Annotated in this window: 22 protein-coding genes, 3 tRNA genes and 1 pseudogene; 10 read left to right on the top strand and 16 right to left on the bottom strand. The window is 68.9% G+C overall.

All coding sequences use genetic code 11. The features are described 5' to 3' along the window. Nucleotides 1-12 precede the first annotated feature (12 nt). A complete protein-coding gene (locus tag KBX50_RS08585; RefSeq protein WP_210936112.1) occupies nt 13-780 on the bottom strand; it encodes a hypothetical protein in 768 nt (255 codons plus the stop codon). Between the two features lie 242 nt (nt 781-1,022). Between KBX50_RS08585 and KBX50_RS08580 the strand changes: the two genes are divergently transcribed. Next, nucleotides 1,023-1,099: transfer RNA gene (locus KBX50_RS08580), tRNA-Ser, on the top strand. A 61-nt stretch (nt 1,100-1,160) separates the two neighbouring features. On the opposite strand, the pseudogene KBX50_RS08575 reads toward KBX50_RS08580, so the two are convergent. Next, a pseudogene (locus KBX50_RS08575) lies at nt 1,161-1,888 on the bottom strand (SDR family oxidoreductase). A 75-nt stretch (nt 1,889-1,963) separates the two neighbouring features. Here KBX50_RS08575 and KBX50_RS08570 point away from each other — a divergent pair. Continuing rightward, nucleotides 1,964-2,341: a MerR family transcriptional regulator gene (locus tag KBX50_RS08570; RefSeq protein WP_210936110.1), complete on the top strand. Its 378-nt coding sequence runs from the start codon at nt 1,964-1,966 to the stop codon at nt 2,339-2,341. Nucleotides 2,342-2,363: 22 nt separating this feature from the next. On the opposite strand, the gene KBX50_RS08565 is transcribed toward KBX50_RS08570, so the two are convergent. Then, nucleotides 2,364-2,522, bottom strand: a complete 159-nt coding sequence (locus KBX50_RS08565; RefSeq protein WP_210936108.1) for a hypothetical protein — start codon at nt 2,520-2,522, stop codon at nt 2,364-2,366. 149 nt (nt 2,523-2,671) lie between these two features. Here KBX50_RS08565 and KBX50_RS08560 point away from each other — a divergent pair, with 149 nt between their 5' ends. Next, nucleotides 2,672-3,205, top strand: a complete 534-nt coding sequence (locus KBX50_RS08560) for a YbhB/YbcL family Raf kinase inhibitor-like protein (RefSeq protein ID WP_210936107.1) — start codon at nt 2,672-2,674, stop codon at nt 3,203-3,205. A 111-nt stretch (nt 3,206-3,316) separates the two neighbouring features. Here the strand turns inward: KBX50_RS08560 and KBX50_RS08555 are convergent, their stop codons facing one another. Further along, nucleotides 3,317-4,027: a class I SAM-dependent methyltransferase gene (locus KBX50_RS08555; protein WP_210936105.1), complete on the bottom strand. Its 711-nt coding sequence runs from the start codon at nt 4,025-4,027 to the stop codon at nt 3,317-3,319. Nucleotides 4,028-4,400: 373 nt separating this feature from the next. Here KBX50_RS08555 and KBX50_RS08550 point away from each other — a divergent pair, with 373 nt between their 5' ends. Beyond that, entirely contained in the window at nt 4,401-6,068 is a 1,668-nt protein-coding gene (locus KBX50_RS08550; RefSeq protein WP_374224590.1) for a hypothetical protein, read from the top strand. Nucleotides 6,069-6,081: 13 nt separating this feature from the next. Here KBX50_RS08550 and KBX50_RS08545 read toward each other — a convergent pair whose 3' ends face one another. After that, a complete protein-coding gene (locus KBX50_RS08545) occupies nt 6,082-6,798 on the bottom strand; it encodes a hypothetical protein (protein ID WP_210936350.1) in 717 nt (238 codons plus the stop codon). Between the two features lie 356 nt (nt 6,799-7,154). Here KBX50_RS08545 and KBX50_RS08540 point away from each other — a divergent pair, with 356 nt between their 5' ends. Next, nucleotides 7,155-8,669 (top strand): peptide deformylase, encoded by a 1,515-nt coding sequence (locus KBX50_RS08540; protein ID WP_210936101.1) that lies wholly within the window; start codon nt 7,155-7,157, stop codon nt 8,667-8,669. 175 nt (nt 8,670-8,844) lie between these two features. Here the strand turns inward: KBX50_RS08540 and KBX50_RS08535 are convergent, their stop codons facing one another. Continuing rightward, nucleotides 8,845-9,966, bottom strand: a complete 1,122-nt coding sequence (locus tag KBX50_RS08535) for a globin domain-containing protein (protein WP_210936100.1) — start codon at nt 9,964-9,966, stop codon at nt 8,845-8,847. 155 nt (nt 9,967-10,121) lie between these two features. Here KBX50_RS08535 and KBX50_RS08530 point away from each other — a divergent pair, with 155 nt between their 5' ends. Beyond that, complete coding sequence (locus tag KBX50_RS08530) at nt 10,122-10,892, top strand: CPBP family intramembrane glutamic endopeptidase (RefSeq protein WP_210936099.1); 771 nt, start codon at nt 10,122-10,124, stop codon at nt 10,890-10,892. Nucleotides 10,893-11,029: 137 nt separating this feature from the next. Here KBX50_RS08530 and KBX50_RS08525 read toward each other — a convergent pair whose 3' ends face one another. Further along, entirely contained in the window at nt 11,030-11,749 is a 720-nt protein-coding gene (locus KBX50_RS08525; protein WP_247673359.1) for a hypothetical protein, read from the bottom strand. A 1,243-nt stretch (nt 11,750-12,992) separates the two neighbouring features. Between KBX50_RS08525 and KBX50_RS08520 the strand changes: the two genes are divergently transcribed. Then, nucleotides 12,993-13,083, top strand: a tRNA-Ser gene (locus KBX50_RS08520). Between the two features lie 35 nt (nt 13,084-13,118). Next, nucleotides 13,119-13,191: transfer RNA gene (locus KBX50_RS08515), tRNA-Arg, on the top strand. A gap of 122 nt (nt 13,192-13,313) precedes the next feature. Here the strand turns inward: KBX50_RS08515 and KBX50_RS08510 are convergent. After that, entirely contained in the window at nt 13,314-13,778 is a 465-nt protein-coding gene (locus KBX50_RS08510; RefSeq protein ID WP_210936098.1) for a hypothetical protein, read from the bottom strand. A gap of 217 nt (nt 13,779-13,995) precedes the next feature. On the opposite strand from KBX50_RS08510, the gene KBX50_RS08505 reads away from it, so the two are divergent. Both KBX50_RS08505 and KBX50_RS08500 read left to right on the top strand, forming a co-directional pair. After that, complete coding sequence (locus KBX50_RS08505) at nt 13,996-14,385, top strand: transcriptional regulator (RefSeq protein WP_210936097.1); 390 nt, start codon at nt 13,996-13,998, stop codon at nt 14,383-14,385. Nucleotides 14,386-14,440: 55 nt separating this feature from the next. Beyond that, nucleotides 14,441-15,934: a hypothetical protein gene (locus tag KBX50_RS08500; protein WP_210936096.1), complete on the top strand. Its 1,494-nt coding sequence runs from the start codon at nt 14,441-14,443 to the stop codon at nt 15,932-15,934. 57 nt (nt 15,935-15,991) lie between these two features. Here the strand turns inward: KBX50_RS08500 and KBX50_RS08495 are convergent, their stop codons facing one another. The 8 genes from KBX50_RS08495 to KBX50_RS08460 form a co-directional block, all read right to left on the bottom strand. Next, nucleotides 15,992-16,339 carry a hypothetical protein gene (locus tag KBX50_RS08495; protein ID WP_210936095.1) on the bottom strand — a complete coding sequence of 116 codons (348 nt, stop codon included), beginning with the start codon at nt 16,337-16,339 and terminating at the stop codon, nt 15,992-15,994. Nucleotides 16,340-17,795: 1,456 nt separating this feature from the next. Continuing rightward, nucleotides 17,796-18,377, bottom strand: coding sequence for a dCTP deaminase (gene dcd / locus KBX50_RS08490; RefSeq protein ID WP_210936093.1), 582 nt, complete (start codon nt 18,375-18,377; stop codon nt 17,796-17,798). Beyond that, entirely contained in the window at nt 18,377-19,120 is a 744-nt protein-coding gene (gene thyX, locus KBX50_RS08485; protein WP_210936090.1) for an FAD-dependent thymidylate synthase, read from the bottom strand. The genes dcd and thyX overlap by 1 nt, the downstream gene beginning before the upstream one ends. Before the next feature lie 276 nt (nt 19,121-19,396). Continuing rightward, nucleotides 19,397-20,107, bottom strand: a complete 711-nt coding sequence (locus KBX50_RS08480; protein ID WP_210936088.1) for a hypothetical protein — start codon at nt 20,105-20,107, stop codon at nt 19,397-19,399. A 10-nt stretch (nt 20,108-20,117) separates the two neighbouring features. Beyond that, nucleotides 20,118-20,420: a hypothetical protein gene (locus KBX50_RS08475; protein ID WP_210936086.1), complete on the bottom strand. Its 303-nt coding sequence runs from the start codon at nt 20,418-20,420 to the stop codon at nt 20,118-20,120. A gap of 1 nt (nt 20,421) precedes the next feature. Further along, nucleotides 20,422-20,775, bottom strand: coding sequence for a hypothetical protein (locus KBX50_RS08470; RefSeq protein ID WP_210936084.1), 354 nt, complete (start codon nt 20,773-20,775; stop codon nt 20,422-20,424). A gap of 97 nt (nt 20,776-20,872) precedes the next feature. Beyond that, nucleotides 20,873-21,262 carry a hypothetical protein gene (locus KBX50_RS08465; RefSeq protein WP_210936081.1) on the bottom strand — a complete coding sequence of 130 codons (390 nt, stop codon included), beginning with the start codon at nt 21,260-21,262 and terminating at the stop codon, nt 20,873-20,875. Then, the gene (locus KBX50_RS08460) at nt 21,262-21,969 is read right to left on the bottom strand and encodes a hypothetical protein (RefSeq protein WP_210936079.1); all 708 of its coding nucleotides are present in this window, start codon (nt 21,967-21,969) and stop codon (nt 21,262-21,264) included. Before KBX50_RS08460 ends, KBX50_RS08465 begins: the two co-directional genes overlap by 1 nt. Nucleotides 21,970-21,971 lie beyond the last annotated feature (2 nt).

Raw genomic sequence — 21,971 nt, 5'->3', positions numbered from 1 at the left:
CCTCCTGTCGCTTTACTGGGCAGGGTTAACATCATCGCGATGTCGCAGCGACGCCACGCATAGGCGTCCGAAGTTGGTCAGCTCCCATAAGGGTCGCCCCACGTTTGAGGAGCCGACATCCCGCGCAATACCAAGGCTTTGTAGTTTCGCAACCAAAGCAGTGAGTGCAGGTTCTAGGCCAGCGTCACGTTCGATCACGCGATCTTCTGGCCAAGCGAAGCGTAGGACTGCCCGATGTTCTGATTTCTCCCACCAGACAGGCGACGGGTTAGCTAGTACCAGCATGAGACGAAAATGAGGTGTTTCCAATCCCCCAATGGCCTCGACCACGAGAATTTGTTCATCGACCACCGCCCGGTCTGCTGCGAGAGCCCCAGTCGATAGCAGTTCAGCTGTCAAATTCAGCTTTGCTTCGGTCGTTGCTCTGGCGGCGACTTCTAAAGACCGGAGGAGGAGTTGTAGCTTTACCGGATCGGCAATGAGTTTTTCCAGAAGCTCGTCAGGTGTCGTTTCGGCCTTCGTGGCGGCGTCGGTCAACATGTAACCGCCCTGCGCCTGCTGGATATCAATTGCTTTTCGTAGAGCGAAAGAGAGTTCCTCAGCGAGTGGGCCAACCATCCCGCCGATAGCTGCGCCAGCCTCGGGTGATCCGGTTGTGGCAGCGACCCATGCAGCAATGCCAGTGTTGACGGAGTTGCCAAGAATCCGATCGAACGCAGCCCCTGATCGCTGCTGGATTTCAGATGGAGGCTTGACGTCACCATCGGGGTCACTGGTCATACTGCTCCTATGGGGGCGTAACGGTCACGGAGACAAGGAGGTTAACTCCTCAGGCACCATGGGTCAGCGGTTCCTTGCCCCCTCGCTCGCGCTCGCACCATGCCACAGCGCAATGACCGATCGCGACCCTGGCCGTCTCTCAATCGATCAACTGTCGGCAATCGGACGTGCCGAGCAGGGCTAGACCGAGGGCACGTGTGTCGTGTACGTGTCGCACTGTGGGTGGCGAACCGCATACCAGCAGCTCGGCGGCGTGAGCTTCGTGGTCTTGAAAACCGGTAAGGCAGCGATGTCTTCGTGGGTTCGAATCCCACACCCTCCGCTCACCTGGACAGCGAGCAGGAGTCCCAGCGGCGGTCCGGATGCTCGTGGAGAGCGGCTCAGGCCGCCGTCAGCGCCGCCAGGGCGCGATCCATCGCGGCGTTGAACTCTTCCGGCCTCAACGTCAGTCGGGACTTGACGTCGCGGCTCCACTGGTCCGCGAGGACCTCGGCGGATCCCGCCTCGACACCGTCGAGCGCCGCGTCGGCCAGATCCGACGGTGCGATCTTGACCACGGGCCAGTCCGCGGACATGTCGGTGTCGGCGAGGCCGAGGTGGACCGCCGTCACGAGGGTGCCTGCTCGGCGAGTTCGAGGCGAACGCCGTTGGTCATGGCCCATGCGGCGGCCTTGGTCAGGTGGTAGGCGTTGGCGCCCCTGACCCCGAACCACGACATGGCGGAGAGGACGTTGACGATCGCGCCCCCGCCGTTGCGGGCGAGCGTCGGCGCGAACTCCCGGATCATTCCCAGGTGACCGAGCACGTTGGTTTCCAGCTCGTGCCGCATCGCGTCCAGCGAGCCGCTCACCAGGTCGGTGCCGGTCTGGATTCCCGCGTTGTTGACGAGCAGCGAGACGTCCGGGGCTGCCTCGGCGGCGGCGCGTACGGCGTCGGCGTCGGCGATGTCGAGCGGCAGCACCTCGACCCCGGGCAGATCGACGGTCTCCGGTCGGCGGGCGGTCGCGTACACCTTGCGGGCGCCCCGTTCGAGCAGGCGCTTGGCGAAGGCGCGGCCCAGGCCGCGATTGGCTCCGGTAACGAGGGCAACCGAGTTGTTGATATCCATGCCCGCTACGCTAGAACCTGACGTTGACGTCAGAGGCAAGTGCTGCTCGTCAGCGCCGGAGTGAGAGGAGTCACCATGACCGCCACGGGGACCGCGGCCGAGCGGCTGATCCGCATCGGCGAGGTGGCGCGGGCCGCCGGTGTCTCGGTACGCGCCGTGCGCTACTACGAGCAGCAGGGGCTGCTCACCGCGGAGCGCAGCCCGTCCGGCCAGCGCCGCTACCGGCAGGAGGCCATCACCCTGGTGCGCTTCTTCCAGCAGATGTACGCCGCCGGCCTCACCAGTCAGCGGATCGCGGAACTGCTGCCCTGCTGGAAAGCCGGGCACACCGACGCCAAGCAGCGAGCGATGCTGCGCGCCGAGCGCGACCGCATCCAGGCCAAGGTCGACGACCTACAGGCGGCTCTGGACCGCCTCGACGAGGTCATCGCGATCACCGACGAGCATCCGTAGACGCTGCCGGTCGAGGCCGCCTCTAGGTGCTTTCCGGGGGTTGTTTCCGCTGCTCCTCACGGATCTTCTCGTCGGCGAGCCGGTCCAGTGCCCGGCGGCGTTCGTCGCTGAGGGCCGCCTCGTCACGTCGACGCACGGCATCGATGACGGCGGTGATGAAGTCACGCCAGACCCCGGCCAAGAGACTCCTTCGCTAGATGTTGCAGGGTGACAACCGCCGTGAGGTGCTCTCGGTTACGGCGGACTTGGGGCCGGTTCTGTCGAATGTCAGCGCGTCACAGGGTATGAAAGGGGCGCAGAACACCACTTCCACCGGAAGGACCTGTGTCGATGACCCTGGAACGTCCCATCGCTCCGGACCCGTACGAGCTGCTGCCGACCGTCGCCTCCTTCACGCTGACCAGTGACGATGTGCGGAACGGTGAGCCGATGGACGCGGCTCACGCCCACGGCAGCACTGGTGGCGACAACGTCTCGCCGCATCTTGCCTGGTCGGGCTTCCCGGCGGAGACCAAGGGCTTCGTGGTGACCTGTTTCGACCCGGACGCACCGACCGGCAGTGGCTTCTGGCACTGGGTGCTGGTCAACCTGCCGGCCGACGTAACGGAGTTGCCACGCGGCGCGGCCGAGCAGGACCTGAAGGGCGCGTTCACCGTGCGCAACGACTACGGGGAGCACGGTTTCGGCGGTGCCGCGCCGCCGCCCGGTGACCGTCCGCACCGGTACGTCTTCGCGGTGCACGCCCTCGACGTCGAACGTCTCGACGTCACCCCGGAGGCGACCCCCGCCTACGTCGGCTTCAACCTGGCCTTCCACACCCTGGCCCGAGCCACCACCCGCCCCACCTACCAGATCGCCGGCTGACCCGCCCCCATTCCGGGTTGATCATGAGGTTGGCGGCGAGTTCGATCTCGAAAAGTGCCGCTAACCTCATGATCAACGGGACGGGCCCCGGGGGTTGGGGGTGGGGTGGGTTTAGGAGGGGGTGCGGGCTACGGCGAAGACGGACTGGCCGAAGGGTGGGCGGACGAGCTGCTCGGCGGCCTTGGTGGCGGGGAGGACCAGGGTGTCGTAGACCTTCACCATCGGGCCCTCCTTCGGCATCAGCCGGAAGACCTTGGTGGCCATGAAGTAGCCGATCAGGCCGAGCGCGTTCGCGTAGTGGATCTTCTCCACCCGCAGGCCCGCCTCGGTCATCGCGTCGGCCAGGGTCTTCTTCGTGTACCGCCGGACGTGGCCGGTGGCGATGTCCGCCGGGCTCATCGCGAACTGGAACGCCGGCACGATGATGACGACGGCTCCGCCGGGCCGGACCAACTGGCCCATGCTGCGCAGCGCCCCGACGTGGTCCTCGATGTGCTCCAGCACGTTGTACGAGACCGCGGCGCTGTAGTCACCGCGCTCGGGGTTGGGCAGCAGCATCTGGCGTACCTCGATCGAGGGTCGGTCAGCCAGACGCTCCTTGAGGGCCACCAGGCGGTCCGGGTCGGCCTCGGTGGCGGTGAACCGGGGGAAGTTCTCGCTCCACTCCAGGGCGTAGTCGCCGAGGCCGCTACCGATCTCGATGGGGTTGTCACCCAGGTAGGGCACGGCCAGCTCGACGAACCAGCGTCGGTGATTGACCGCCGTCGCGAGGCCCTCCAGGACCTCGGACTGCACGCGCTGATCCCCAGTGATTTCTGCCATGCGTCGATTCCTCACGATACGACTCGACCCGTGCCGGGACCGACTGAGTGAACCATCCGCCCGGACGGCGGGGATATCGGGGCCCGTGATGGCCGAATTAGCGGTCGGGGGTGGGGGTGCACGATCGGTGATAGCCAGAGAACTTGACCGATACTACGCCAGTGCCCCGAACCCTGCACGCTGACCACATGGGCCGACTACGCTGCGAATTGTTATGACTACTCCCGATTCGGGCCGACCTAACGCACAGTCCGAGGCGGGAAGTGCTGCGGTCCGCCCGGGACGCGTGCGGGGCGAGGGCGGCTCGGGGTGGTGGCGGGATGCCGTGGCGGTGGCGAGCTTCGCCGCATTCGGCTTCTGGGTCACCGGACGGATGTGGCTGAATCCTGGCGACGGTATTCGCGACAATCCGACCGATATGGCGCAATTCGAATGGATGTTCGCGCACGGTGCCCGGGTTGTCACCGAATTGGCCTATCCGTTCTCCTCGGACCGAATGAACGTGCCGGAATCGGTCAATCTGATGGCAAATACGTCTGTTCTGTCCGTATCGCTGCCGATGACTCCGATAACCCTGCTGTTCGGCACCCGGGCCGCGTTCCTGCTCTTTCTCACCCTCGGCATGATCGCCACCGCCACCGCCTGGTATTTCCTGCTCTCCCGCGTGGTGTTGCCCGGTTCGCGCGGGCCGGCCTGGCTGGGCGCCACCTTCTGCGCGTACGCCCCAGCCATGGTCTCCCACGCCAACGCGCATCCGAACATCGTGTCGCAGTACGTGGTGCCGCTGATCATCTGGCGTACCCTGCGGCTCGCCGAACCCGGGCGGTGGCTGCGCAACGGTCTGCTGCTGGCCCTGGTGATCGTCTGGCAGGCGTTCCTGAACCTGGAGATCCTGCTGATGACCGCGATCGGCCTCGCCGTGGTGATCGTCGCGATGGTGATCGGCCGGCCCGAGCTGCGGGCCCGGGTCCGACCGTTCGCCGCCGGGCTCGGGATGGCCGCCGTGGTCTCCGCCGTGCTGCTGGCCTACCCGCTGTACGTGCAGTTCTTCGGCCCCGGCGCCTACCACGGGCTGCCCCGGCTGATCCGGGGCTACTCCACGGACCTGGCCTCGTACTTCGCCTACTCCCGCGAGTCGCTGGCCGGTGACGCCCGCAGCGCCGCCGGACTGGCCAAGAACCCGACCGAGGAGAACGCCTTCTTCGGCTGGCCGCTGGTGATTCTCGTGGTGGCGCTGGTGTGGTGGCTGCGGCGCAGCGCCGTGGTGATCGGTCTGGCCGTGCTCGGGCTGCTCTTCGCGGTGCTCGCGCTCGGCCGGGAGATCCGCGTCGACCGTCGCGGAACCGGGGTACCCGGACCCTGGGCGCTGTTGGAGGACCTGCCGGTGCTGCACTCGGTGGTGCCGACCCGCTGGGCGCTGGCCATCACCCCGATCATCGGGCTGATCCTGGCGTACGGCGTGGCGAAGGTCCGCGAGTTGACGGCCCGGTATCCGGACCGCCGGTCGCAGATCCGCTTCGCCGCAGCGACCGGACTGGCGATGGCGCTGGTGCCGGTGCTGCCCACCCCGCTGCCGACGAAACGGCTCGAACCGGTCCCCGAGTTCGTCACCTCGGGTGCCTGGCGTCCCTACCTCACCGGTGGGCGCAGCGTGGTGACCCTGCCGCTGCCCGACACCGAGTACGCCGAACCCTTGCGCTGGTCCGCCCGTACCCGGCAGGAGATGCCGATCGCTCGTGGCTACTTCCTCGGACCGGACACCCGGCCCGGCCGGAACCGGGTCGCCCTCTTCTCCGCACCCCCGCGCCCTACCAGCACCTTCTTCGGCAGCATCCGACGCACCGGCGAGGTGCCGTCGATCACCGAGCGGACCCGCCGGGAGGCGGTGGAGGACCTGCGGTACTGGCGGGCCGGCGTGGTGATCCTCGGGCCGCACGAGCACGCCGACGCGCTTCGTACGGGGATGACCGAGCTGACCGGCATCGAGCCCAGGTACGCCGGTGGTGTCTGGATCTGGGACGTGCGCCCGCTGACGGGATGACCGACGGGCCGACTCAGCTGCGGATGCAGCAGCCCTGGCAGACCTTCGGCTGGGGCAGGGTGAAGGCCAGGCAGCAGGTGCGGCGCTGCACGATCGGCTCGCCGTTCGGGCCGGGCACCAGCTCCACCAGGTCGGCCAGGCCGAGCGCGTCGAGCAGCGTGTCGATCGCCTCGACCGCAGAACCGGGCAGGCCGTCGGCGGCCCGCAGCAGCCCGTGGGCGATGCCGGACGCCACCGAGCCGAGGAGGGTGCGGGCACCGATGCGGACCTCGCCCTGGATCGCGGAGATCACCGGCGACAGGTGCCCGTCCAGCAGCGTGGCGCGCAGTGCGGCGAGCAACTCCCGCTCGTCGGCCACCACTCGGACCTGGGGCAACCCGGCGAGCGCCAACGGATCGTTGGGCAGCACCGCGACCGGGATCGACTCGCGTAGGCCGACGGTCACCAAGGCGCGCCGATCGGCGAAGTGGATCAGCGCCTCGGTGTGGTCGAGCAGCGGCACTCGCCGAGCGGCGGCCCAGCCGAGCACGACCGGCAGCGCCGCCCAGTAGCTGTACGCCTTCCAGGCGAGCGCGGCGGAGGCATGTGGCGTGCCACCCCAGAGCCGAACCGCCGATTCGAGCAGCTCCGGCAGTCGCGTTCCGGTCAGGGTGGTCGCCGGGGCCCAACCGGCCTCGTCGGCGACCAGCAGGCCCGGGGCCAGACCGGGAAGGTCGTCGGTGCCGAACATGGCCCGCAGGGTTGCGGTGACCGGCGTCAGGGGCGCGCTGGCTGGATCCCGAAGGGGCAGCACCGCTGTCACCTGATCCACCCCCGCGTCACCTGACCCACTCGATCCGAAGCGTCCATGGTCGTACTAAGGCTAGCCTAACCACACTTTCGGGCGCAGGGGAACCCGAGGGGCGGGGTGAGGTGGGTGACCCGGGACGGGGGCGGGGTGAAACTACTGTCGGTATCGGCCTGGAAACTCGGGGCAGTATCGGTATGAATCGTCCATCAGTCAAGGTTCTTGTCGACTAGGTGCCAGATGTGTGTGCGGCCGGCGACTGAACGTGAAACTTGGTACTCCCGGCCACGAGGAAGCTGATGACGACCTCACCGCTCGATCGGGCTGCCGACTCGTTCGCCGCCGAACTCGCCCGGCACCGGACGGAGCGGGGGCTGTCCAAAAAACAACTGGCCACCCTGATGGGCTTCGACCCCTCGTACGTCAGTCACGTCGAGGGACGCCGGCACCGACCGACGGAGGACTTCGCCCGTCGCGCCGAGGCCGTCCTGGAGGCCAGCGGCGCGATCTGGCAACGCTTCCGGGAGTACGACGACCTTCGCCACGCCCGCAGCGACCGTAACCACCGGGAAGCCAGCCTGCCCGGCCAGTGGATGCCGCCCGGCACCGGTCTGATCGTCGAACGCGAGACGGCCGTCCTCACCCACACCGACGACGCCTACCGCTGCGTCATCCGGCGTGAGCTGTACAACGCCGGTGTCGAGCCGGTCACCCGATACCTGATCCGGGTGGCCGTGGACCGTTACCCCAGCGACCCGGGCCGCTCCAACCGCCACCACCGGGAACACCCGCTCAGCTTCGCCGAACTGCAACTGGTCGCCTGCCGCGAGGAGTCCGGCGAGCGGGAGACCATGCACTGGCGTGCCAAGCACGACCGGGACGCGTTCAAGGAGATCTGGCTGCTCTTCGAGAACGGTGAACGCCGCTTCCCGCTCTACCCCGGCCGCCGCGCCACCATCGAGTACGCGTACACCGTCGGGCGGGAAAAGTGGGGGCCGTGGTTCCAGCGCGCGGTCCGCGTACCGACCCGGCACCTCGCCGTACGCCTGGACCTGCCGGTGGCCCTGGATCCGCAGGTCTGGGGCGCGGAGACCTCGCTCTCGGCGGAGGAGGGCCCGCTGCGGACGGCGGTGACCCGTCACGACGAGGGCGACCGGGCGATCTTCGACTGGGCGACCGACGAGCCGCCGCTGAACGCCCGGTACCGGTTGCAGTGGCGATTCCGGGCCCAACCGGAGCCCGAGGCGGAGGGTGGGCGAGTCCGACCGTCGGACCGGATGCGTGGGCTCGGCATCGTGCAGCGCGGTGCCGATCTGCTGCGCCAGCCGGCCCGCCCGTTCGACCTGCCGCGCGAGGAACCGCTCGCCCGGGAGATCGTCGACCGGCTGATCACCGCGCTGGCCCGGCTCGACGAACTGCACCCCTTCACCAAGGGGGTGGGAATCGCCGCCCCACAGCTCGACGTCGACCGAGCCGCCGCGGTGGTCCGTCCGCCGGACCGCACCGCCGAGCCCGTCGTGCTGCTCAACCCCCGGGTGGTCGATGCGGCACCGCACACCGACGAACAGTACGAGGGGTGCCTCTCCTTCTTCGACCATCGCGGGTTGGTGCCGCGACCGCTGCGACTGGATGTCGAACACGCGCAGTTCGACGGCGGTCGGGTCATCACCTCCTTCGAGTTCGGCATGGCCCGGCTGGTCGCGCATGAGATCGACCACCTGGAAGGCCGGCTCTACGTCGACCGGATGGCACCCGGAGTGCCGCTGGTGCCGATCGAGGAGTACCGCGAATCCGGCCACCCGTGGCGCTACTGAGCCCGCGGGTAGCTCCACTGGCCGGGCACGGAGCGCGACCCCCCGCCCGCCCAGGTGGGAACGACAGCCGGACGGACGAGGTGGCGCGGGGCGGTGCCGGTCCGCCCGGTCGGGGGGCCGGGGCGCGTGCCCCAGGGGGCAGGGGCACGCGCCCCGGTTCGGGGGGAGCAAAGCTCTACAGGTTGCCGAACGTGTCGTACCGGGTCCGCTGCGGCGGTACGTCGTCGGCGGCCAGCACTCGGAGTGTGGCGCGCACCATCGGTGCCGATCCGGAGACGAAACAGTCGTGCGTCGTCCACGGCCCGTACCGGGCCACCACGTCGGAGATGTCGCCCTGCTCGCCGTCGAAGTCCGGGTCGTCGCTGCACGCCGGCGTCACCGACAGCCACGGATGGGTGGCCACCAACTCCCGCAGCCGGTCCAGACCGTAGAGGTCCGCCCCCGTCCGGGCACCGTAGAAGACGTGCACCCAACGGGCCCGGTTGTAACCGGCCAACTCCTCGACGAGCGCCTTGATCGGGGCCAGTCCGACGCCACCGGCGACGCAGAGAATGTCCCGCTCGGACGAGCGGTCGACAGTCATCGACCCCATCGGCGCGGCCACCCGCAGCAGGTCGCCCGGCCTGGTCCGCCGGACCAACGCGCCGGAGACCCAACCGGCGGCGTCGGCCGGCGTACGCACGTGGAACTCCAGCACGTTGTCATCGTTCGGCGCGTTGGCGATCGAGTACGTCCGCCACACCCGGGGGTGATGGCGCGGCACCTCCACGCTGACGTACTGACCCGCTTTCCAGGTCAACGGGTGCTGCAATGCCCGGCAGGTGAGGACGGCCGTGTCCGGGCCGTACCGCTGGTGGGTCAGCACCTCGGCGTGCCAGAACGGTGGGTCGTCGTCCGCCGCCGCCCCGGCGAGCATCTTCTCGGCGATCGCCGCGTACGCGTCCCGCCACGCCTGGTCGTACTCCAGGTTCCAGCCGTCGCCGGCGATGCTGCGCAACGCGTCCAGCAGCGCCACGCCCATGGTGTCGTAGTGGTCCGCCTCGACGTGGTACTTGCGGTGGTCCCGGCCGAGCGCACGCAGGAACTCGTCGAAGCCCTCCGGGTCGTCCACCGTGTGGATCGCCGCGATTATCGCTTCGAGCAGCCGGTCGCCCTGGCCGGTCATCTGCACCGGGAAGAGCGTGCGCAGCTCGGGGTCGAGGAGGAAGAGCCGGGCGTAGAAGTGACCGCTCAGCCGGACCCGGTCCTCCTCGACCAGGGTCCAGCTCTCCTTCAGCAGCCGCGCGAAGTTGTCCACCGGGGGCGCTCCTTCTTCTGACGGCGGATCGGGCCCAGACAGAATCTCCACGGAGCGTGCATGAAGGTCGCACAGAATGTGCGATCGCATCGTGAGGGCTGTTCGCCGGTGGGCGGGTGTCACCAGGAGCGCCTCCGGTCGGGCAGAGTGGTTCGGTGACCGTTGAGCTCACCCGCCCGGTGTCCCGCCAGACGCTCGGCGTCGAGACCATGCTGGTACTCGGCCTCTCCCTCGGCCAGTCGGCCGTCTACGCCGCCGTGTCGATCATCGCGAAGTTGACCGCTGAGGGGGGCCTGTCGCGGCAGACCGCCGCATTGAACACCTCCGCCTCGGCCCGCCCCTACCTGGACCTGACGTACCAGCTGCTCGGCATCGTCTTCGCGCTGCTGCCGGTGCTGCTCGCCGTACACCTGCTGGCGCGGGACCCGGGCGATCCGGTGCGTACCCTCGGCCTGGACCCCGGACGACCCGGCTCCGACCTGGCCCGGGGGGCCGGGCTGGCGGCGCTGATCGGACTCCCCGGCCTGGCGCTGTTCTGGGCGGCCGCTCAGCTCGGCATCAACGCCACCCTGGTGCCGGCCGCCCTGCCCGACCTGTGGTGGACGGTGCCGGTACTGATCCTCGCCGCGTTCCAGAACAGCATCCTGGAGGAGGTGATCGTGGTCGGCTACCTGATGACCCGGCTGCGCCAACTCCAGTGGCGGGTCGGCGCGATCATCGCCACGAGCGCGCTGCTGCGCGCCTCGTACCACCTCTACCAGGGGTTCGGGGCGTTCCTCGGCAACGCGGTGATGGGAGTGGTGTTCAGCCTCTTCTACCTGCGTACCCGCCGGGTGATGCCACTGATCGTGGCCCACGCCCTGCTCGACATCGTCGCCTTCCTCGGCTACGCCCTGCTACCGCGAGAATGGTTCTCCTGGCTCTGACCACTCCCGGGTCGCCTCTCGTAGTCGATCAAGAGGTTTGCGTCTGCCCGACCGGCGTGTCGTGACGAATGCTCCTTGGTCAACCGGCTCTCGTCGGCGGCTCACGGCTCACGGCTCACGGCTGACGGGCGGTCGGGTCAGTGGGCTGAGGTGGGCGTTTCGGTGGCGGGGCGGTGGGGTGGGCGGTAGAGGGTGGCGGCTCGGGCGGCCAGGCGTTCGGCCCCCGCCGAGTTGCCGGTCGCTGCGGTCAACGCCGCCGTACCCGGCAGCAGCCGAGACACCAGCCGCAGCGCCAGCCAGCCACCCGCCTGCGCGGCCAGCGGGGCCGCCAGCCGCCAGGCCGCCTCGACCGCGCGGAGTCCGGGCTCCTCCTCCGGCCCCTGCGCCGCCCGCGCCGCCGCCACTGCCGCCTCCGCGCTCGCCAGGTCCGGATGTACCTGGGTCAGCATCAGCAGTTCCGCCGCCCGGTCCGGATGCGCCGGATCATGGCCGTACGCCGCCGCCAGGTGCAGCACCAGGTTCGCCTGCGACCAGAGCACCGCCGCCAGTTCGACCACCGGCGCGAAGACCCCGCTCAGCGCGGCGGTCGCCCCACCGACGCCGGCCTGCCGGACGAAGCGCCGGTTGGCCAGCCGGGCCAGCCCGTCCGCCCGCGCCCCCGGGTACAACTCCCGCAGCCGCCGGCCCCATTCGGCCGCGCCAGGCCCGAGGACCTCCACCGCGGTCAGCGCCAGTAGCTCCGGGGCGAAGCCCGGATGGTCGACGACCCGCGTCACGAGCATCTCCAGCTTCAATTCCGGCGTACGCCCCGAAATGTCGCGCCCGCTGCCGTCGCCGAAAGGCGCGGTCCCGGCCACCGGCACCATGACGGCACTGCCTGGCACTCCGGACTCTGGCTCGCCAACCGCTCCGTCGGTGGTCGTCGCGCTCGTGGCCGTCTCGCTGGTGGCCGCCGTCCCGCTGGTGGTCGTCTCGCTGGTGGTCGGGTGGCCGCTGGCCGCTTCGCCGGTGGCCCTCTTACGGGGAGCCCTCTTCGTGGCTTTTCGGGCTGCCTTGACCGGTGCTGCCTCGGCAGTGACCGCCGCCGTTTCGGTAGCCGACGCCGTCGGAGCAGCCTCGCCTGGGGCGGTAGCCGCGCCGGTTGCCGCTCGCCGCGTGGCCTTCCTCGTCGCCTTCTCGACGCCGGTCGCCTCGCTGGTCGGCTCGGGTACCCTCTCGTCGCTCGCCCGAACTCTTCTCTGCGCCGCCGTCGTCCTGGCCGCTTTCCGGGCCGGAGCCCTTTCGGCCGCCGTGGGGCCGGCCGCTGCCCCGCCCGCCTGCTCGGCGGCCGGCTTGCCAGTGTCAACGGAGGGGGAATCGCTCGTCCGGGCGGTCCTTTCGGCGTCGGTAGTGCCGCTGTCCGTCTCCGTGGTGTCGAAGCCTGAAGCGTCGGTGGCCGGGGCGCCAAGGTTGGAACCGGGGTCGGCAGATCCAACCTGCTTCGGCGATGTCTCGCGCCTGGCCGACTTCCGGCGGGCGGGTAGGGCGTCAGCCGGAGTCACGTCCGTTCCAACGGAGTCCGCACCCGCTGCCGGCGGCTGGCCGGTGCTACCACGGCGACGCGACGCAGGTACCGACGTGGCTTCCCCGACCTTTCCGGTGGCCGGCGAAGCCGTGCGCTCGCTCCGGCCCGCCGCCTCCGTTGCACCGGTGAACGGCGGCGCCGGCGTGGCCGGAGGCCGGGACGCGGCCGGCCCGGACTGGCGCGGTAGCGGCTGCTCTGGCGTCGGTGGCGGCTGGAAGAGCACGCTCGGGGCCGCCTTCGACCGTCGAGGACGGGACCCGGTGGGGTCCTCCTGCTCCTCCGGAGGCGACGGTGCCGGTGCCGGAGGCGGCGTGAAGGTAGCCTTCGCGGTGCGTCGGCGGGCTCCCTCAGCAGGCTCACGGCGGTTCTGCTCGCTGGGCGGCTGCTCCTGCATGCCGATGGAGCGTAGTCCTGATCACACCAACGCACAGCGGGGAGCCGTCCGGGATCACTGGGCGCAACTCGTTCCGGTAGTCGCTTTGCTCCCGGCCGGGCGCGGCCTGTATCCTCGGGCCCGGTGGTCTGCGGGCCACCTGGGAGACTTCGCCTAGTCTGGTCTATGGCGCCGCACTGCTAATGCGGTTGGGGTCTTAAAGCCCCTCCCGGGTTCGAATCCCGGAGTCTCCGCGCGAAGGCCGGGTGTGTAGACTGGCCGAGCACCAGCGCCCGTAGCTCAACGGATAGAGCATCTGACTACGGATCAGAAGGTTAGGGGTTCGAGTCCCTTCGGGCGCGCAAGGGTTGACCTGCAGCAACGCCCCTCCGGAGATCACTCCGGAGGGGCGTTACTCGTCGCATGGATGCATCCTGGATGCGCGCGTGCATCCAGTGGGCTGCACGCGCGCAAACTACCTCGGTCAGTTGAAGCTGGCGCGATCCGCTGCTCCCGGGTGGGGGAAGGGGACCACGTTGTCCGTCCGGGCTGCCTGGGCGATCGCGTTAGCGATGGGATCAACGGTCCGGGCGACGCCAGCCGCCACGCCCTCCTGAAACGCCGCGACGTCGCCGGTGAACGCCTGACGGTGGGCCAGCAGCTCGACGCGGATGCGTTCCGCGTTTGCGTCGACCCGCTTGGCGACTGCGCCCGCCGTCATCGCGAAGCCGACGATGGTCAGCGAGGCGATCCCCATGCATGCGCCCACGACTCCGGCCAGCCACACCGCGAGGTTCAACTCCATCTCGGGGTTGAGGACGGCCATCACGGCCAGGGCGAGTGTGATGCCGCCGCCGCCACATCCGAGCAGGGCCGCGAGCACGAAGCTAGCGCCACGCAGGCTTACCTGGACCGCCAAGCCGGTCCGTCGCTGGTCGGTGTCGCACATTGGCTCATCCTTCCTACCCGCCCGAACCGGGCGGGGGCTCGCGGTTCAGCTCCCGTGAAGCGGCGTGCAATTTGCAGATTGCGGGTATTGCTAGTTGCGTCGTCAAAAGTAAACGTCCCGCAACGTGCTGTACAGCGTCACTGGCCGGATGGCCAACGTTGTTGGTCGACGGTGGGGTGCTGTACGGTCCATTCGTCCCAGCGCCCGAAGGAATTCGATGACAGCTGAGCAGACGCAGGACCTGGACCCGCGCTTCGAACTAGCGCGACTCATCGAAGAACATCAGCGACTCACCGGAGACTCGCTGCAGGACATTGCAAAACGGGGCAACATCCCAAAGTCGACCGTTCAGTTCCTCCGCCGGAACGGCTTACAGCGAATGCCCGAACGGTCCAACTTGGAGAAGCTCGCCGCAGGTCTGGGGCACCCGGACGCATCGGTGGTGCGGGCGGCAGCCCAGACGGCCTGTGGATGGACCCGCACCGAGACGACGCTGCCGAGCGATCCGAAGGCGCGGGCGATCATCGCTCATCTGGGCGAACTGGATGAGCGACAACTCGACTCGATCCTTGCGTTGGTCGAACACTGGAGGCGCGACAACAGGTAGGCTCCCGCATCTATCTATCTCCATACCGCACCCTCCCCTCCCCGAGGAAGCGCCCGTGAAGATCGTCCGGTTGCAGACCGGTGCGAGATGCATCGCCCTACCCGAAGATCAGGTGATCTTCGTTGACCCGGCACTGGACTCGTCCAGTGCTCGTGAGGCAATCCAACAAGCCCTGCCCGACGCTCACCCCGACGTCGTCCAGCACTGGGTGGAGGCGGTCCTACCGACCGCCGCCCCACTATCAGTAGAGGAGCGGAGCGTCGGCGCCCGCCCCATGGCGTCCCTTCGCGGCGCGGCCCTGGCCGCCGGAAGAACCACTCGACGTCTCACCGCGGTCGCTGTCTGGGTTGCTCTCGGCGCGATCACCGTTCCCCTGCTGCAGGGTGCTGAGCCAACGGTGGTGGTTGCCTCCCAAGCCTGGGAGAACGAGATTTTCAGCAGGATCGAGGTGGAGTCTGCCTGGGAGTGCAAGGCTGCCGCCAGCTCCGACCTGGTTGCACTGTGTGCCACGCCTGAAGGCACCGTTATGCATGCCGAGGCGTGGGTCGGGCCGAACAGCGTCACCTTCACCTTCAGCTACCGAGACAAGCAGGACGTGGCGCACCGCAACACCATGATGGTGTTCAGCTCGCCGGCAGGTCTCCAGGCGTGGCTCGATGCGACACCCGACCCAGCCGCCCACCCCAACATGATCAGGGGAGAGCGCTGGGTGCTGTACGGCAGCGACCTTGACCGGCTGCAGCGGTGGGCGCAGCGCCTCGGGACTAAGGTAATCCTGCCCGGTGACGTCACTCATGCCGCGATCACCATGGGCCTGCTGCCGGCCCTCGATGGAGACCAGGACGACGAGGTGGCGGAATCGAATGTCCCGGCAGCGGTCCGCAGTACCGCCGCTCGTGTGATCATTGGTGACGCGTCGCTGCCGAGTGTCACCGCCATGCCGACCGCTCTCCCGCTGAACGTGCCAGCGGAAGACGACGAGGCTCCTGCCCCGGCACCACTGCCGCCTTCGCCTGCGGCGCCGGCCCCGGCGCCGCTGCCTTCAGCCGCGCCGCCGGCCGCCACCCCGGCGCCGCAGCCTTCGCCGCCGGCCACCACCCCGGCGCCGCTGCTGCCCCCACCCGCGCCGTCCGCCGTTACCCCGGCGCCACCCGCGCCGACTTCGGTCCCCTCCGCGCCACCGGATCCCGTGCCGACGCCGAGTCCGCCCGCAACGTCGTCTGCGCCTACCGGCAGCGAAAGCCCGAGCGAACAGGCTCCTACACTCGATTCCGGTAACGAACTCGCCGTGCCGGCTCCCAGCATCGTCGCGGGTGATGCACCCGCTGTCGTTGGTGAGGAGCCGACCGGGCCGGACTCCGACACCACAACCACGCCTCCGACGTCCCCGCTCGACGGCGACGTGTCCAACCCGGAGGCGGACGGCCCTCTGCCGGCTCGGAACTCAGACGGGCACACAGAGACCAGTCCCGTCGGACGAGTCCCGGCCGAACGAACTGCGGTCGAAGGCCAGCCCGCCACCACAGCCACCACCGCAGGGGCTGAGTAGCTACGGCGGTATGGCCTCGGGGATGTGGCATCCCCGAGGCCGTCACGACGCTCGCGGTCAGGGGCCTGACTGCCGGTCGTGAGTCGGGTGGTACCGAAGATTGCCCGGATGATCCGGCACGAGCGTCGCGAGGCGACCCACGCTCGCCTCCACGCCTTGCAGCACTCCCTCGGCGAACGCGGCATTCGCGCTGCCGGTCACTCGGATCAGCAGGGCACTCAGGAGCAGGCAGCTTCCGAGGATGAACCCGGTGGCAGCGGCCATCGCAGTGAGCATGGCGGCCGGTGTCCACAGTCCGGGGTCGACGACGCATGCCGTAGCGAGAATCGCAAACAGAAGGGCCGAGAGCAGCGCGAGCAGGCCGCCTGTGATTGTGAGGGCGATGATAGTGATCTTTTGGACCATCAGGTGCTCCGATCTCTTTCAGGGGAGGGGGATCGGAGGTGCCGCGCACCTCCCGCCGCCGTGACGATTCGTTCCACAGCGAGCCCGGGGCGGGCTTGCAGCCCGCAGGCGGGCTAGGCGGGTTGCGCGTCAGGCTGCGGGATACGGCCGAGGAGGTATAGGGCCCCCGCTCGCATGGCTACACGGCCGGTCACGGGTGGAGCGGTGGTGCAGCGGGAAGGCTCTGCGACGTCTAGTCCGCTGCCGGTGCTCGGAGCAATTGCCTCGCACGAGCCTGCCCCATGCGATGCCGGGTGCGGCAACGGCCAAGGGGCGCCAGGAAGGGCGCTGCCCGGTTGCACGGCGGCCACACTGGCTGCCGGTGCAGCGGCCCGGCTTGCGGACGTTGTGCTGCCTGGGGTTTCGGATACGTAGGGGGCGACTGTGTGTGGCGCCTCCGTAGACGTTCGCTCTGGTGTCGACCCGTCAACGGCCGGCTTGTCGGGAGAGGCAGGGCCGAGCGAGCATCCGGCCCAGCTTGGGCCGGTGGTTGGTTGTAGGCCGAGGGCTGGAACGGGTCTGACGACCTGCGTGATGGGCGCGAGGACCGGTTCGAGGACGTTCACGGTGGGTGCGAGCACGGGCGCGAGGACCGGTTCGAGGGCGTTCACGGTGGGTGCGAGCACGGGCGCGAGGACCGGTTCGAGGGCGTTCACGGTGGGTGCGAGCACGGGCGCGAGGACCGGTTCGACGATCTCTGCGGTGTCCGATATGCCCGTCACGAGGACCACACTCGTTTGGTTGCCCAGGTTGATCACGGGATCGGGCAGCAGAGATGGCGTGTCACGCGACGGGGTTGTCTGATCGGTTGTCGGTTTGACCGTCCGCGCGGGCCGTCGGTTTGGGCTCTCCCGCACCTGCCGGCCCGCTGGCTTGTCCACGTCCGCAACGGACTTGCGGGCCTCGGCGGGATGCTCGTCAGCCCGACGTCGTGTTTCGCGACGAGCGTCGGCACGGTCACCGGAGGTGCCCTTGCTCGCGGCTGGTTCGCTGCTTGAACGGGTCGTGGTGGGCGGCGGCAGGAGGAGCCCCACGGGCTTGACACCGTCGATGACTTCCGTGACCAGCGGAAGGTCGGGAAGCAGCCGCCGGCTGTCATCCGCGCGGGCAGGATCCTCGTCGGCTGCACTCACGAGGGCGAAAGTGAACATACCCGCGCCAAGCGTCAGACCGATTCGAACGACGGCAGCGCGAAGAATGCTCCCGTTCACGTCGCTGCCACCCCCACCCCGTTGTGACTGCCTTCGGTTCCTAGCTGCATTTCCGGTGGTCAGTGAGCGGTTGATCACCGAAGTACGTCACCGTACTGCACGTTCGTGAGTTCTGCATCCCCCGATTCCGATGAATGCAGAACTGTGAGGGAAGGAGTGTTAGCGATAATTGACCGTTACGCCCGAACGGTAATGGCTCACCCCGGTCATGCTGCTGTCGGCCAGGTGCGCCACCGCTGCCACGACCGTGACGGCGTCGGCCCAACCTGACCCTGGTAGTGACTGCCGTAGCTGGTCGCGCCGTACGGCAGGGACGCGGGCGTCTGCAGCGTGAAGACGCAGACTTGCCCGATGAGCATCCCGGGCCACAGCCGAATCGGCACCGGCAGGTCGTTGGACAGTTCCAGCGTGATGTGCCCGTCGAACCCCGGGTCGATGAACCCCGCGGTGGAGTGGTTGCGGAGTCCTAGTCGGCCCAGGCTGCTCTTGCCTTCGAGCCGTGCGGCGACCTGAGACCCTATGGTTACCCTCTCCAGCGTGGTGCCGAGGACGAACTGGCCCGGCCTCAACTCGAACGGCTCGCCGTCGGGAACCTCGACCAGCTCGGTCAGGTCCGCCTGCTCCTGCGCCGGATCGACGACCGTGTGCCGCTCGACGCGAAAGATCCGAAACCAGCGATGGAGGCGCAGGTCGATGCTGGCCGGCTGGACCAGCTTGTCGTCGAACGGGTCCAGGGCGAGCGTCCCGGACCGGATGGCCTCGCGCAGGTCGACATCGGATGCGAGCATCACAGGGCCTCGCGGTGGTCGCTGTAGGCGACCTCGGTGCCGTCGACCAGACGCACGATGTCGAAGTCGCTGAAGACGTTCGGAGCCACCCGCTGCAGCTGACGCAGACACATCACGGCGAGCTGCCGAATCTCCACGTCTGCGTGCTGCGTGGCGCGCATGGTGATGAAGTGTCGCCACGCCCGGTAGTTGCCTGTGACCACGATGCGCGTTTCGGTGGCATTGGGTAGGACGGCCCGTGCCGCCTGCCGCGCCAGCTTGCGTCGGAGCGTCGGGTTTGGCTCGCTGGCGTACGTGCGTTCCAGGCCGTGCAGCAGCTCGTTGTAGGCGGCAAGCGTCGCCTCAGTAGCTTCCCTGAACCGTCGGTGGAGGTACGGGTCCCCGGCGATGATGTCAGGCTCGACCATCGCCGCGTCACGCTCGGGCACGTACCGCTGCGACAACTGGGAGTACGAGAAGTGCCGGTGCCGGATCAGCTCGTGGGTGAACGACCGAGACACGCCGGTGAAGTAGAAGGTCACGGTCCCGTGCTCCAGGACCGACAGGTGACCGACGTCCAGGATGTGTGCCAGGTAGCCTGCGTTGGTTGCGGTGTCCGGGTTCGGCTTCGTCCAGCTCTGGTAGCAGGCCCGGCCCGCGAACTCTGCCAGCGCTTGACCGCCCTCGGCGTCAGTCGACCAGGGCACGTCCTGCGGCGGCGAGAAGTGGGTCCACGCGATCAGCTCCACGTGCGGGGTGGTCATGGTCTGTGGTGCTCCTCGCGAGGCGGGGCCACGTCACGGCCAGGCGGATGTGCCTGGGCACGATAAGGGCCACCAGCATCACGCGGGCAAGTCCGATGCGGCCCGTTTTGCGGCACCTCACTGTCACCACATCGCCGGGCAGCAGTTGCGGGCGTATTCCGGCGTCCGCCAGCGCTACGACCAGGTCGCCGTGTGCGGTCGTGGTCGCCGGATCCACCAGAATCGGGGGTGGGTGCGGTTCCGGCACGGTCGGCTGGACCGGGGCAGGTTCACTTCTCATGCCTCAGCGCCTGACCGCGGTGCGGTTTGGTGCTGGCGCACGGCTGCGTCGGTGGCCGCCTGAATGTGCTGGTGAACGAACACCTCCAGTCGGTGTGACGCCCCGAGTAGGCAGTCCGGCGGGGCGGGTACGACTACTTCGGGGGGGTCGCCTTTGCGGCGCCACGCGCGCTGTGCGACCTGCTCGACGGCTTCGGCGTGGCTGTACTGACCGGCGCGCGTGATGTCGCCGAAGTAGCCGGATCCGTTCGGGCCACGCCAGCTGCGGTACTCCCTGGACCAGATCAGCCAACGCTGTGGCCCGGGTTCACCCCCGGAGACCGCTCGCCATGCCTGCAGGCTGCCTGCGGTGTCGTGCAGCGTGTCCAGCAGCGACCGGTCAACGACCGACGGATTGTCCCTGGCGGCCGTCAAAGCCAGTGCTGCCTCGGCCACCGGCCGGGTCCGCCTCAGCTCTTCGAGGGCCTGCTCCAGTTGGGCTTCGACGGCGGCTAGGCGAGACAGGACAGGGCCGAGGCGTGCGCCAAGGTAGGCCAGCTCCTGAAGGGACGGCCTGACCTTTGCCCCGGCGGCGGGAAGCAGAGCAACGGCGCGGTGCTCCAGGCCGCGCAGCACGGCATCGGGGACGGGATCGAACATCCGGACGTCCTTGTCACTCAAGCCCGGCTGCGGGCCTGACCAGAACGCGTCGGAGGCCGAAGCAGGCATCAGCGTCTCCTCAGAACAGCGCCGCACCAGCGGCGAACGCAAGCACCAGCAGCAGCGCGACAAGGCACGCACGTTCCGTCCGCAACAGCGGACTGGTGCACAGGAGAGTCATCCGCTGCCCGGGTCGGATGTCGAAGTGAACCGCTTGACCAGGCCGCAAGGTCGTCACGTGGCGGTAGAGCTGGACGGCCCGGTTGATCGTGTCGGTGTGGGTGTCGCCCAGATCGTCGGCCGCAGCCCTGTATGCGGCGAGGGCCGCCGGCGTGAGGTTGACAGTGAGCTTGGTTAGCGCTGACTCGGATTCGTGCGCCATGTCAGGCGACCTCCTCGGTAACGGGCTGGGCGGTCACGTGGGACTCGCCCTCAGCGTGACGAGCGGCCTGGGCTCGGTGCTGGGCAACAGCCAGACGATCCCCCAGGGTGATGGTCGGGTCGCAGATAGCCGATGCCCCCCGGATACTCCGATGCTCGTCCACCGCGGCCTGACGCGGAACAAGCTGGGCACACGCAGGGCAAACTGCCATCTGGCTGTCCGGGTCGATCCGTTGGCGGACCTGTTCCAGCAGATCCCGGACGGCGATGCGTTTGCGAAGCCAGTCAACGTCCTCGTCGGGTGGTGCTGGAACGGCGATGACGCTCGCGAGACCATCAGGCTGGATGTGGGTCACGGCTCCCTCTCTCGGAGGTTGGTGTGTGCGTCCGGGGGTTCGCCGCCGCGGCGGCCCGCCTCCCCCTCCGAAGGGTGGCCGCCGCGGCGGCGGGTCGTCAGTACGGGGAGGACACCCGCAGGGTTTCCCGCGCTTGGCGGAACTGCGCAAGCGTGCAGACCTGCCACACCCAGCCTGTGGACCGTACGGAAACGAGGTGCCCATCTGCGTATTGGTCGAGGTCAGGGTGGGCCAGTAGCCTCGGCACGTTGATCAGGTTGAGCCGGACCAAGGCCCGCTTGTCGCGTACATCTGCCCTTTTGATGCGCTGAAGGCGCGGGCCGAGGTCGAGGCCCACCCGCTCGGCGACCGCTGCGGCATGGTCCTTGAGCGCCACCACGATCAGCACGTCGGCGTGAGCGATGTGCTGGGGCAGGCCGGCCGCCTCGGTGACCGTGTAGGGCAGGAACGCCTGGCGCATGCTGAAGACCTGCAGGCTGTGGGGCATTACTGGCCGCCGGCTGCGTCGTCGATGGCTTGACGCAGGCGGATCATGGCCGGCGTGTCGCCGCAGTTCACGTCCTCGGACAGGGCGTTCAGTTCGGCGTCGCCGAAGGCCCCCCGCAGCGCGGCCACGAGGGCCGGTTCGGCGGTCAGGTGGGGTTGCCGGTTGCGCTGCACGTCAACGTTGGAACGGCTGTAGGCTGCGGTCCAGGCGCCGGTGGATACGGCGCAGCGTCGGCAGTCGTGGGGCGGCTGGTTGCCGTCGCCCCACTGCGGCCACGCGCATTCCAGGTGCAACCACAGGTAGTTGCCCGCTTGGTCGACGACGGGCTTGTACGCGTCGAGCGCTGTGGCGAGCAGAGCCTCGGTGTAGCGCTGCAGCTCATGGGTCAGCTTGTCGGTCAGCGCCGGGTCGAGGTCGACGAGTGGGGCGGCGCTGTCGCGGACGATGTCGGCGACGGCCTCCAGAACGGCGATGGGCACCAGGCTGATCGGGCGTGTTGGGGCGTCGGCGAGGGCGACGCGGTCGCCGTCGCGGCGGAAGTGTCCCTGTTCGATGCCGAGCAGCAGCGCCGCCCCGAGTGGACTCTGGGGGGCGTAGGAGGCGCCGTGCAGGGCCTCCAACTCTTGGATGGTGGCGCTGCGGCGGCCGTGGTAGCGCAGGGCGGCGGTGACGTAGGGGATGAGAGAGTCCGGACTGGGTTCGGGCACGG

The organism is Micromonospora sp. C51, assembly GCF_018070435.1.
Classification (GTDB): Bacteria; Actinomycetota; Actinomycetes; order Mycobacteriales; family Micromonosporaceae; genus Micromonospora; species Micromonospora sediminimaris.
This window is presented reverse-complemented; position numbering and strand designations above follow the sequence as displayed.

Bases quoted from the DNA above. Each gene is read 5' to 3' on its own strand.
- KBX50_RS08540 (WP_210936101.1), top strand. From the start codon at position 7,155: ATGACGACCTCACCGCTCGATCGGGCTGCCGACTCGTTCGCCGCCGAA.
- dcd (WP_210936093.1), bottom strand. From the start codon at position 18,377: ATGCTCGCATCCGATGTCGACCTGCGCGAGGCCATCCGGTCCGGGACG.
- KBX50_RS08555 (WP_210936105.1), bottom strand. From the start codon at position 4,027: ATGGCAGAAATCACTGGGGATCAGCGCGTGCAGTCCGAGGTCCTGGAG.
- thyX (WP_210936090.1), bottom strand. From the start codon at position 19,120: ATGACCACCCCGCACGTGGAGCTGATCGCGTGGACCCACTTCTCGCCG.
- KBX50_RS08545 (WP_210936350.1), bottom strand. From the start codon at position 6,798: ATGTTCGGCACCGACGACCTTCCCGGTCTGGCCCCGGGCCTGCTGGTC.
- KBX50_RS08465 (WP_210936081.1), bottom strand. From the start codon at position 21,262: ATGCCCCACAGCCTGCAGGTCTTCAGCATGCGCCAGGCGTTCCTGCCC.
- KBX50_RS08480 (WP_210936088.1), bottom strand. From the start codon at position 20,107: ATGCCTGCTTCGGCCTCCGACGCGTTCTGGTCAGGCCCGCAGCCGGGC.
- KBX50_RS08550 (WP_374224590.1), top strand. From the start codon at position 4,401: ATGTGGCTGAATCCTGGCGACGGTATTCGCGACAATCCGACCGATATG.
- KBX50_RS08570 (WP_210936110.1), top strand. From the start codon at position 1,964: ATGACCGCCACGGGGACCGCGGCCGAGCGGCTGATCCGCATCGGCGAG.
- KBX50_RS08510 (WP_210936098.1), bottom strand. From the start codon at position 13,778: ATGTGCGACACCGACCAGCGACGGACCGGCTTGGCGGTCCAGGTAAGC.
- KBX50_RS08495 (WP_210936095.1), bottom strand. From the start codon at position 16,339: ATGGTCCAAAAGATCACTATCATCGCCCTCACAATCACAGGCGGCCTG.
- KBX50_RS08475 (WP_210936086.1), bottom strand. From the start codon at position 20,420: ATGGCGCACGAATCCGAGTCAGCGCTAACCAAGCTCACTGTCAACCTC.
- KBX50_RS08585 (WP_210936112.1), bottom strand. From the start codon at position 780: ATGACCAGTGACCCCGATGGTGACGTCAAGCCTCCATCTGAAATCCAG.
- KBX50_RS08505 (WP_210936097.1), top strand. From the start codon at position 13,996: ATGACAGCTGAGCAGACGCAGGACCTGGACCCGCGCTTCGAACTAGCG.
- KBX50_RS08560 (WP_210936107.1), top strand. From the start codon at position 2,672: ATGACCCTGGAACGTCCCATCGCTCCGGACCCGTACGAGCTGCTGCCG.